Below are 11,038 nucleotides of genomic sequence, written 5' to 3' on the forward strand. Positions count from 1 at the left end.
CCTTCCGAAACCGCTGGCTGATTGGGGAATTCAAGTGAGCGCGTCGTATGAAACAGTCGTCCAGGCGCTGCGGAAGTCACTGGAAGAGGTCGGCTCGCTGAAGCAGCGGAACCGGCAGCTCCGCGACGCTTCCCGTGAGCCGGTGGCGATCGTGGGGATGGCGTGCCGGCTGCCGGGCGGTGTTGCGGGCCCTGAGGACTTGTGGCGTCTGGTGTCCGAGGGCCGGGACGCGGTGTCGGGGTTCCCCGAGGACCGGGGCTGGGACCTGGAGGGCCTGTTCGACGCGGACCCCGAAAGCACCGGCACGTCGTACACCCGGCGGGGCGGATTCCTCCACGAGGCGGGTCTCTTCGACGCGGGCTTCTTCGGCATCTCCCCGCGCGAGGCCCTGGCGATGGACCCCCAGCAGCGCCTGCTCCTCGAAACCTCTTGGGAGGCCCTCGAAGCGGCCGGGATCGACCCGGGCTCGCTGAAGGGCGCCGACGTCGGGGTGTACTCCGGGGTGTTCACCCAGGGGTACGTCGCCCCGGGGGCCGGCGGGGTGACGACGGAGGTGGAGGGCTTCGCGGGCACCGGAGGCTCGACGAGTGTGGCGTCGGGCCGGGTGTCGTACGTGCTCGGTTTCGAGGGCCCGGCGGTCACGGTGGACACGGCGTGCTCGTCGTCGCTGGTGGCGATGCACTTGGCGGCGCAGGCCCTGCGGCAGGGCGAGTGCTCGATGGCTCTGGCCGGGGGCGCGACCGTGATGGCGACGCCCGGGGCGTTCGTGGAGTTCTCCCGGCAGCGCGGGCTTGCCGCTGACGGCCGGTGCAAGGCGTTCTCGTCGTCGGCGGACGGCACGGGCTGGGCCGAGGGCGTGGGCGTGGTCGTACTGGAGCGCCTGTCGGTGGCCCGGGAGCGCGGGCACCGCGTGCTGGCCGTGCTGCGCGGCAGCGCGGTCAACCAGGACGGCGCCTCCAACGGCCTGACCGCCCCCAACGGCCCCGCGCAGCAGCGCGTGATCCGCGGAGCCCTGGCCAACGCGGGCCTCTCCCCGTCCGAGGTGGACGTGGTGGAGGGCCACGGCACGGGCACGACCCTGGGCGACCCGATCGAGGCGCAGGCGCTCCTGGCGACGTACGGGCAGGGTCGGGAGCCCGAACGGCCTTTGTGGCTGGGTTCGTTGAAGTCGAACATCGGGCATGCGCAGGCCGCCGCGGGTGTGGCCGGTGTGATCAAGATGGTCCAGGCGCTGCGGCACGGCCGCCTTCCGGCGACCCTTCACGTGGACGCGCCCACCCCCCAAGTCGACTGGTCCGACGGCGCGGTGGAGCTCCTCACCGAGGTCCGGGAGTGGCCGCGGAACGGCCGTCCGCGCCGGGCGGGGGTGTCCGCGTTCGGCATGAGCGGGACGAATGCGCATCTGATCCTGGAGGAGGCGCCGGAGGAGCCGGTCTCGGAGGGTTCAGCCGCTGTGGGTGTGGTGCCGCTGGTGGTGTCCGCGCGGAGCCGGACCTCACTCGCGGGCCAGGCGAAGCGCCTCGCCGCGTACCTGGAGTCCGGCACCGCCAGCGGGGTGTCACTGGCCTCGGCGGCCGGATCCCTGGTGGCGGGCCGAGGGGTGTTCGGCGAGCGCGCGGTGGTGGTCGCGGGTTCGGCGGACGAGGCCCTCGGCGGCCTGTGGGCGTTGGCGCGGGGCGAGAGCGGCCCGCATCTGGTGTCGGGCAGCGGGGGTGCGCCGGGCAAGGTGGTGTGGGTGTTCCCGGGGCAGGGGTCGCAGTGGGCGGGTATGGGACGTGAACTCCTGGATTCCTCTGTGGTGTTCGCGGAGCGGGTGGGGGAGTGTGCGGCTGCCCTGGAGCGGTGGGTGGACTGGTCGCTTGTCGATGTCCTGCGGGGTGAGGTGGAGCCCGAGCTTCTTGAGCGGGTGGATGTGGTGCAGCCCGCGAGCTTTGCGGTGATGGTGGGTTTGGCTGCGGTGTGGGAGTCCGTCGGGGTTCGGCCGGATGTGGTGCTTGGTCACTCGCAGGGGGAGATCGCGGCGGCGTGTGTGGCGGGGGCCCTCTCGCTTGAGGATGCGGCCCGTGTGGTGGCGTTGCGCAGTCAGGCCATAGCTGCGGGGCTGGCCGGGCGCGGTGGCATGGCTTCGGTGGCGTTGAGTGAGGCGGAGGCGGCCGGATGGCTTGGGCCCTGGGCGGGCCGGGTGGAGGTCGCGGCTGTCAACGGGCCGTCGTCCGTGGTGGTCGCGGGTGACGCCGAAGCCTTGGACGAGGTGCTGGAGGCCCTGTCCGGCGACGGTGTTCGTACGCGCCGGGTGGCGGTGGACTACGCCTCGCACACCCGCCACGTCGAGGACATCCAGGACGTGCTGGCCGAAGCGCTGGCGGAGGTGAACGCACAGGCGCCGACGATCCCGTTCTACTCGACTGTCACGGGCAGTTGGGTGGCGGACGCCGGGGTGCTGGGCGGGGACTACTGGTACCGCAACTTGCGCGGGCGGGTGGGCTTCGGCCCGGCCGTGGTCGAGCTGCTGGGTCAGGGTCACGGGGTGTTCGTGGAGGTGAGTGCTCACCCGGTCCTCGTGCAGCCGGTGACCGATGCCGTGGACGCGGGCGATGTGGACGCGGTGGTGACCGGGTCACTGCGCCGGGACGAAGGCGGTCTGCGGCGGCTGCTGGTCTCGATGGCTGAGCTGTTCGTGCGGGGCGTGGCCGTCGACTGGGGCGGTGTGCTGCCCGCGACGGGTTCGGCGCGCGTGGAGTTGCCGACGTACGCCTTCGACCACCAGCACTACTGGCTCACACCGGTCGCAGAGGCCACCGACGCGGCGTCGCTGGGGCAGGCTGCGGCGGATCATCCGCTCCTGGGCGCGGTGGTGCGGCTTCCGCAGACCGACGGGCTCGTGTTCACCTCGCGCCTTTCCCTGCGGACACACGCCTGGCTGGCCGACCACAGGGTCGGCGGCGTGGCGATCCTGCCCGGTACGGGGCTGGTGGAGCTGGCGGTGCGGGCCGGTGACGAGGCCGGGTGCGGGGTCCTGGACGAGCTGGTGATCGAGGCCCCGCTGGTGGTGCCTGAGCGCGGCGGTGTGCGGGTGCGGGTGACTCTGGCCGCGCCCGGGGAGAACGGCACGCGCACGGTGGAGGTGTACTCCCAGCGCGAGGACGACGCCGATGCCGGGGACAGCGCCGGTGCCGATGCGTGGACGCGGCACGCCACCGGCCTCCTGTCGGCCACGGCCCGGCCGGACGGTACCGGCACCGGCATCGGTACCGGCACCGGTACCAGCTTCGACTTCGCCGCCTGGCCGCCGCCGGGTGCGCAGCCGGTCGAGGTGGGGAACTTCTACCAGGCGTTGGGCGAACGCGGTTACGGCTACGGTCCGGCGTTCCAGGGTGTGCGGTCGGTGTGGCGGCGTGGCGAGGAGGTGTTCGCGGAGGTCGCCCTGCCGGAGGAGCAGCGTAGGGATGCGGGCCGGTATGGCATCCATCCCGCGTTGCTCGACGCGGCGCTTCAGGCGGGCACGGTCGGTGCGGCGGCTCCGGCGGCGGATTCGGCGGCGGGCGGTGGTGGGGAGCCGGTGCTGGCCTTCGCGTGGAACGGCCTGGTGCTGCATGCGGCTGGGGCTGCGGCGCTGCGGGTACGGGTGGCGCCCAGTGGTCAGGATGGTCAGGACGCGCTGTCGGTCGAGGCGGCGGACGAGACCGGTGGCCTGGTGGTGACCATGGATTCGCTGGTGTCCCGGCCGGTGTCCGCCGACCAGTTGGGGGCCGGGACGGTCGCCACCTCGCTGTTCCACGTGGACTGGACCGAACTGCCCCCGGCGCGAGGAGCGGCACCGTCCCCGCCATGGGCGCCGGTGGCCTGCGCCGCCGATGTGGCGCTCCTGGCCGGTGAGGTGCCCCCGGCGGGCGCCCTGGAAGCCGGTGACGGGCCAGTGGTGGGCGTCCTGGAGGTCGTCGGCGGCGACGAGGAAGACGCCGTGCTGACCCTGACGTCCCAGGTCCTCGCGGTACTTCAGGCGTGGCTGGCCGAGACGGCCCTTGATCAGTCGCACCTGGTGGTGGTGACCCGGGGCGCGGTCGCTGCCGGTGGGGAGGACATGGTCACGGACCCGGCGGCGGCCGCGGTGTGGGGCCTGGTGCGGGCCGCGCAGTCCGAGCACCCGGACCGGATCGTCCTGGTGGACACCGACCCCACGGCGGACAGCACGGTGGACGCGGTACTGGGAGCGGTCATGGCCAGCGGGGAGCCGCAGCTCGCGGTGCGCGGGACGGCGCTCTCCCTGCCCCGGCTGGGCCGTGTCGCCGGTCATGTCACGGACGGGCCCGCGGTGTTCGGGCCGGAGGGCACCGTGCTGGTCTCAGGAGCCGGATCGCTGGGCGCCCTGGTGGCCCGCCACCTCGTCACCCGGCACGGCGTGCGGAGTCTGGTGCTCGCCAGTCGGCGGGGCCCGGACGCCGAGGGCGTACCGGAGTTGGTCGCCGAGCTCACCGGGCAGGGCGCGACGGTGGCGGCGGTCGCCTGTGACGTGTCCGACCGCGACCAGGTGCATGCCCTGCTGGCGGCCGTACCGGAGGAGCACCGGCTGACGGGTGTCGTGCACACCGCGGGCGTGTTCGACGACGGGCTGATCGAGGCGCTGTCACCGGAACGGCTGGCGGGGGTGTTCGCGCCGAAGGTGGACGCGGTGCGGCACCTCGACGAGCTGACGCGCGACCTGGACCTCGACGCGTTCATCGTGTTCTCGTCCGTCGCGGGCCTGTCCGGAGGCGCGGGCCAGGGCAGCTACGCGGCGGCCAACGCCTACCTCGACGGGCTCATGGCGGGCCGCCGGGCGGTGGGCCTGCCCGGCCTCTCGCTGGCGTGGGGCCTGTGGGAGCGGAGCCTCGGCATGGCCGGTCACCTCACCGACGTCGACCAGGCGCGGGCGAGCCGCGGCGGTGTGCGGGCGATCGCGGCGGCCGAGGGCATGGAGCTGTTCGACGCCGCCGCGGGGTCCGGGCAGGCGCTGCTCGTGCCGGTCAAACTGGACCTGCGGGGCGTGCGTGCCGCCGCGGCGTCCGGCACGGCCGTGCCCCCGCTGCTGCGCGGCCTCGTCCGCGCGGGCCGGCACCTGGCACGGGCGGCGGGCACCGGAGACGGGCACCGGCAGCTGTCCGCACGCCTCGCCGGGCTCGCGGCGGCCGAACAGGAGGCCGTCCTCCTGGATCTGGTCCGGACCGAAGCCGCGGTCGTGCTCGGGCACGCCGGACCGGGAGGCGTACAGGCGGACATCGCCTTCAGGGACGCAGGGTTCGACTCGCTCACCTCGGTGGAGCTGCGCAACCGGCTGCGCGAGGCCACCGGCCTGAAGCTGCCCGCCACGCTCGTCTTCGACTACCCGACCCCGCAGGCCCTGGCCCGCCATCTGCGCGACGAGGCGGGCGGCGGGGCGGACGGCGGGGCGGACGGCGGGGCGGGCGACGTGTCGCGGACGCCGACGCGCCCGACGGCCGCGGCGGCCGACACGGGTGAGCCGATCGCCGTCGTGTCGATGGCGTGCCGGTATCCGGGTGGTGTGGGGTCGCCGGAGGAGTTGTGGCGGCTGGTGGCCGACGGGGTGGATGCGGTCTGTGACTTTCCGGAGGACCGGGGTTGGGATGTGGAGGGGTTGTTCGACCCGGATCCTGACCATGCGGGTACGTCGTACACGAGCCGGGGTGGTTTCCTGCGTGGGGCGGGGCTCTTCGACGCGGGTTTCTTCGGCATCTCCCCGCGCGAGGCGCTGGCCATGGACCCGCAGCAGCGGCTGCTTCTGGAGACGTCCTGGGAGGCCCTGGAGGGGGCCGGGATCGACCCGGGCTCGCTGAAGGGCACCGACGTCGGGGTCTTCACCGGCGTGGCCGGCCAGGGCTACGGCACCGGAGTGATCGCCCCGGAGGTCGAGGGCTTCGCGGGCACGGGCCTCGCGGGCAGCGTCGCGTCGGGCCGGGTCTCGTACGTGTTCGGCTTCGAGGGCCCGGCTGTGTCGGTCGACACCGCCTGTTCGTCATCCCTCGTGGCGATGCACCTGGCGGCACAGGCGCTGCGGCAGGGCGAGTGCTCGATGGCACTCGCCGGGGGCGCGATGGTGATGGCCACCCCCGGTGCCTTCATGGCGTTCTCCCGGCAGCGGGGCCTGGCCGAGGACGGCCGGTGCAAGGCGTTCGCGGACGGCGCGGACGGCATGGGCCTCGCCGAGGGCGCGGGCGTGGTGGTCCTGGAGCGCCTCTCGGTCGCCCGCGAGCGCGGGCACCAGGTCCTGGCCGTGTTGCGCGGCAGCGCGGTCAACCAGGACGGCGCCTCCAACGGCCTGACCGCCCCCAACGGCCCCTCCCAACAGCGAGTGATCCGCAAGGCCCTCGACGCGGCAGGGCTCACCCCCACGGACGTGGACGTCGTGGAGGGCCACGGCACGGGCACGGCCCTCGGCGACCCGATCGAGGCGCAGGCGCTTCTCGCGACGTACGGGCAGGGTCGGGAGCCCGAACGGCCGCTGTGGCTGGGCTCGTTGAAGTCGAACATCGGGCATGCGCAGGCCGCCGCGGGCGTGGCCAGCGTGATCAAGATGGTGCAGGCGCTGCGCCACGGCGTCCTGCCGCCGACGCTGTACGTCCAGGAGCCGTCGCACCAGGTGGACTGGTCGGCGGGCGCGGTGGAGCTCCTGACGGAGGCGCGGGAGTGGCCGCGGAACGGCCGTCCGCGCCGGGCAGGTGTGTCCTCCTTCGGCGTGAGCGGCACGAACGCGCATCTGATCCTGGAGGAGGCCCCCGACGAGCCGGTCTCGGAGGATGCCGCCTTCGTGGGCACGCCCGTGGGCACGGTGCCGCTGGTCGTGTCGGCACGGAGCCGGAAGTCGCTGGCGGAGCAGGCCGTTCGCCTCGCGGCGTTCGTTGAGGCCGCCGCTGGTGAGGTTCCGCTGACGGACGCGGCCGGGGCGCTGGTGTCGGGCCGGGCGACCTTCGGCGAGCGCGCGGTGCTGATCACCGACTCGGCCGAGGAGGCACTGACCGGGCTGCGGGCCCTCGCGCGGGGCGAGAGCGCGCCGCAGCTGGTGTCGGGCAGCGCGGGCGTGCCGGGCGACCTTGTGCTGGTGTTCCCGGGGCAGGGGTCGCAGTGGGTGGGGATGGGCCGTGAACTCCTGGACTCGTCGCCGGTGTTCGTGGAGCGGGTGGGGGAGTGTGCGGCTGCTCTTGAGCGGTGGGTGGATTGGTCGCTCGTTGGCGTTCTGCGGGGTGAGGTGGAGCCCGGTCTGCTGGAGCGGGTGGATGTGGTGCAGCCCGCGAGTTTCGCGGTGATGGTGGGTTTGGCTGCGGTGTGGGCGTCCGTCGGCGTGGAGCCGGATGCGGTGCTTGGTCACTCGCAGGGGGAGATCGCGGCGGCGTGTGTGGCGGGGGCGTTGTCTCTCGACGACGCGGCCCGTGTGGTGGCGTTGCGCAGTCAGGCCATCGCTGCGGGGCTGGCCGGGCGTGGTGGCATGGCTTCGGTGGCGCTGAGTGAGGCGGAGGTCATCGCCCGCCTTGAGTCCTGGGTGGATCGGGTGGAGGTCGCGGCTGTCAACGGGCCCTCGTCCGTGGTGATCGCGGGCGATGCCCAGGCTTTGGATGAGGTGCTGGAGGCCCTGTCCGGCGACGGTGTTCGTACGCGCCGGGTGGCGGTGGACTACGCCTCCCACACTCGTCACGTCGAGGACATCCAGGACGCGCTTGCCGAAGCGTTGGTGGGGGTGGACGCGAAGGCCCCGGAGGTGCCGTTCTACTCCACCGTGACCGGCGGCTGGGTGGCGGAGGCCGGGGTCCTGGACGCCGGGTACTGGTATCGCAATCTGCGTGGTCAGGTGCGGTTCGGCCCGGCCGTGGCCGACCTCCTGGGCCAGGGCTACGGCGTGTTCGTGGAGGTCAGTGCCCACCCCGTACTCGTACAGCCGATCACTGAGATCGTGGATGGCGCCGACAGTGCGGCGGTGGTGGCGGGCACGCTGCGGCGCGAGGAGGGCGGACTGCGGCGGCTGTTGAGCTCGATGGCCGAGCTGTTCGTCAAGGGAGTGCGCGTGGAATGGGCGGGTGTGCTGCCCGCCGGAGCCGGGCACGCGCGCGTGGAGTTGCCGACGTACGCCTTCGACCACCAGCACTACTGGCTCACCTCGGGCCTGGAAGCGACCGACGCGGCGTCGTTGGGGCAGGCCGCGGCGGATCATCCGCTGTTGGGCGCGGTGGTGCGGCTTCCGCAGTCCGACGGGCTGGCCTTCACCTCGCGCCTGTCGCTGCGGACGCATCCGTGGCTGGCCGACCATGCGATCGGCGGGGTGGTGCTCCTGCCGGGCACGGGGCTGGTGGAACTGGCGGTGCGGGCCGGGGACGAGACCGGCTGCGGGGTCCTCGAAGAGCTGGTGATCGAGGCGCCGCTCGTGGTGCCTGAGCGTGGCGGGGTGCGCGTGCAGGTCGCGGTGGGCGGACCGGGCGAGACGGGTTCGCGCACGGTGGAGGTGTACTCCCAGCGCGAGGACGACGCCGATGCCGGGGACGGTGCCGATGCGTGGACGCGGCACGCCACCGGCCTCCTGTCGGCCACGGCCCGGCCGGACGGCACCGGCACCGGTACTGGCTTCGACTTCGCCGCCTGGCCGCCGCCGGGCGCGGAGCCGGTCGAGCTCGGGGACCTGTACGGCGGCCTCGCCGAGCACGGCTACGCGTACGGTCCGGCGTTCCAGGGTGTGCGGTCGGTGTGGCGGCGTGGCGAGGAGGTGTTCGCGGAGGTCGCCCTGCCGGAGGAGCAGCGTAGGGATGCGGGCCGGTACGGCATCCATCCCGCGCTGCTCGACGCGGCGCTTCAGGCGGGCACGGTCGGTGCGGCGGCTCCGGCGGCGGATTCGGCGGCGGGCGGCGGTGGGCAGCCGGTGCTGGCCTTCGCGTGGAACGGCCTGGTGCTGCATGCGGCTGGGGCTGCGGCGCTGCGGGTACGGGTGGCGCCCAGTGGTCAGGATGGTCAGGACGCGCTGTCGGTCGAGGCGGCGGACGAGACCGGTGGCCTGGTGGTGACCATGGATTCGCTGGTGTCCCGGCCGGTGTCCGCCGACCAGTTGGGGGCCGCGACGGTCGCCACCTCGCTGTTCCACGTGGACTGGACCGAACTGCCCCCGGCGCGAGGGGCGGGCTCCGCGCTGTCGTGGATGTCGGTGTTCGCCGCCGACGACGTGGCGATGCTGACGGACGAGGTGGCGTCGGGCGCGGCCGTGCCGATGGCGGCGGTCCTTGAGGCCTTCGGCGGTGACGGCGAGGACGCGGTACTCGCCCTGTCCGCAAGGGTCTTGGAGGTGGTCCAGGCGTGGCTGGCCGGGGCCGGGCTTGAGGAGTCGCGGCTCGTCGTGCTGACGCGGGGCGCGGTGCCCGCCGGGGACGGCGCGGTCACGGATCCGGCGGCGGCCGCGGTCTGGGGCCTGGTGCGCGCCGCGCAGTCCGAGAACCCGGACCGCCTGGTCCTCCTTGACCTCGACCCGGCCGCTGACGACGACCCCGGCTCCGTGCTGGACACGGTACTCGCCGCGGTCCTCGCCACCGGTGAGCCCCAGATCGCCCTGCGGGGCACGGGACTCTCCGTGCCCCGGCTCGCCCGCGTATCGGATCAACCCACCGACGCGAAGGCGTCGTTCGGGCCCACGGGAACCGTGCTGGTCTCGGGCGGCGGGTCGCTGGGCGCCCTGGTGGCCCGGCACCTCGTCACCCGGTACGGAGTGCGGAGTCTGGTGCTCGCCAGTCGGCGGGGCCCGGACGCCGAGGGCGTAGCGGAGTTGGTCGCCGAGCTCACTGGGCAGGGCGCGGCGGTGGCGGCCGTGGCGTGTGACGTGTCCGATCGCGATGAGGTGAAGGCCCTGTTGGCTTCGGTCAGCACGGACGGACAGCCGCTGACGGGTGTTGTGCACACGGCGGGTGTCTTCGACGCGGGTGTCATCGGGGCGCTGAGTGCGGAGCGTTTGGCGGGGGTGTTCGCGCCGAAGGTGGACGCGGTGCGGCATCTCGACGAGCTGACACGGGACCTGGGCCTGGAGGCGTTCGTCGTCTACTCCTCCGCGTCGTCCGTGTTCATGGGAGCGGGCAGCAGCGGTTACGCGGCGGCGAACGCCTACCTGGACGGCCTGATGGCGCACCGGCGGGCCTCCGGCCTGCCCGGGACCGCCCTCGCCTGGGGCCCCTGGGAGCAGACCACCGGCATGGCGGACACCATCGACGACCTCACCAGGACACGGATGAGCCGACGCGAGGGACGCGGCGGTGTCCTGGCGCTGAAGTCCGGCGAAGGCATGGAGCTGTTCGACGCCGCCCTGGCGTCCGGGCGGCCGCTGCTCGTGCCGGTCAAACTGGACCTGCGGGAAGCGCGTGCGGACGCGGCGGCGGGCGGAGTCCCGCCCCTGTTGCGCGGGCTCATCCGCGCGGGCCGGCAGCAGGCCCGGGCGACCGGGGGCACCGGCGGCGACCACCGGCAGCTGTCCGAGCGCCTGGCCGGGCTGCCCGCGGCCGAGCGTACGAAGTTCCTGCTGGACCTGGTGCGTACGCAGGCCGCGGTGGTGCTCGGGCACACGGGCCCGGGGAGCGTCCGGCCGGACACGGCGTTCAACGAGGCCGGGTTCGACTCGCTCACGGCGGTGGAGCTGCGCAACCGGCTGCGCGGGGCGACCGGCCTGAAGCTGCCCGCCACGCTCGTCTTCGACCATCCGACGCCGCAGGCCCTCTCCGCGTACCTGCTCGGCGAACTCGCCGTCGGCAGCGCGTCTCCCGCCGATCCGGTCCTCGCCGGACTCGCCGGACTGGAGGCGGCCATCGACGCGGCGGCGGGCGACGAGGAGGCCCGGGACCGGATCACCGTACGCCTGCGGGAACTGCTGAAGGCCGCAGAGGCGGCCGAGGCGGCGGGCGGCGGCGACGCGGCGGACGAGGACCTCGACACCGCGAGCGACGAGGAACTGTTCGCGATCTTCGACCGGCTCGACTGAGCGGGACCGTACGGCGCCTCGCGCCCCACGCACAGCAATCGCACACATCGA

Annotated in this window: 1 protein-coding gene; it reads left to right on the forward strand. The window is 73.8% G+C overall.

Annotated features, from left to right (window positions below):
• The first annotated feature begins 34 nt into the window (after positions 1-34).
• The gene (locus C9F11_RS34535; RefSeq protein ID WP_138963137.1) at positions 35-10,987 is read left to right on the forward strand and encodes a type I polyketide synthase; all 10,953 of its coding nucleotides are present in this window, start codon (positions 35-37) and stop codon (positions 10,985-10,987) included.
• Positions 10,988-11,038 lie beyond the last annotated feature (51 nt).

This window comes from Streptomyces sp. YIM 121038 (assembly GCF_006088715.1).
In the GTDB taxonomy this organism is placed as follows: Bacteria; Actinomycetota; Actinomycetes; order Streptomycetales; family Streptomycetaceae; genus Streptomyces.